The sequence below is a fragment of the Halorubrum tibetense genome (genome assembly GCF_042661865.1).
Taxonomy (GTDB): domain Archaea; phylum Halobacteriota; class Halobacteria; order Halobacteriales; family Haloferacaceae; genus Halorubrum; species Halorubrum tibetense.
Map to the genome: position 1 here is coordinate 1 of NZ_JBHSWW010000612.1, position 657 is coordinate 657.

Annotated in this window: 1 protein-coding gene; it reads left to right on the forward strand. The window is 57.5% G+C overall.

Annotation, left to right across the window (positions count from 1 at the left end):
- Positions 1 to 282: 282 nt before the first annotated feature.
- Positions 283 to 657: hypothetical protein (locus tag ACFQEU_RS17275; RefSeq protein ID WP_379784153.1), on the forward strand; the 375-nt coding region annotated here is incomplete at its 3' end.

Sequence of the window (657 nt, forward strand, 5' to 3'; positions counted from 1 at the left end):
CGGCCTAGAGGTCACCACCGTGATCGACCTCACCGGCGATGTACCCGCGTTGGTGCGGCAGGGCATTGGCGATTTCAGCCCATTCGAGCCGGCCTAAGGCGGCTCCTGCGTCAGCTCAGCTGGCGCCTTATCGCCACCAGCGCAAGGCGAGGCCAATGGCGGTCATAGCCTTGGTCGCCGCAAGGATTATTCATTGCAGTAGCGCCAAACCGGCTTCATAATGAGCCCCTTTTACCCACCAAGCCTGCTGAGACAGCAAACCGTGCTGAGAGTGATGACACAGTGAATCAGGAAGTTGACATTCCATCCGAGATTGAACCTGCTGAGGTTACGAGCGATGAGGCCGTAAGCGCCGAGCTTATCGGCGCCGACGTCGAGGCGGCTCAGCCATCGCCTGACGCCACGCCAGAAGAATCTGCCCCCGCTGATCAAGATGCCGCGAGCATAGACCTCGCCGATCAAGCGACTGCCAGTACTCACCCAGATCAAACCGAGATGCCTTGGGCCATTGTTCAGGGTAAGGCCTATACCGATTTACCCAAAGACCTCTACATACCGCCAGATGCACTGGAAGTTATCTTGGAGGCCTTCGAGGGCCCGCTCGATCTGTTGTTGTACCTCATTCGGCGTCAGAACCTCGATATTCTCGAAATCAAC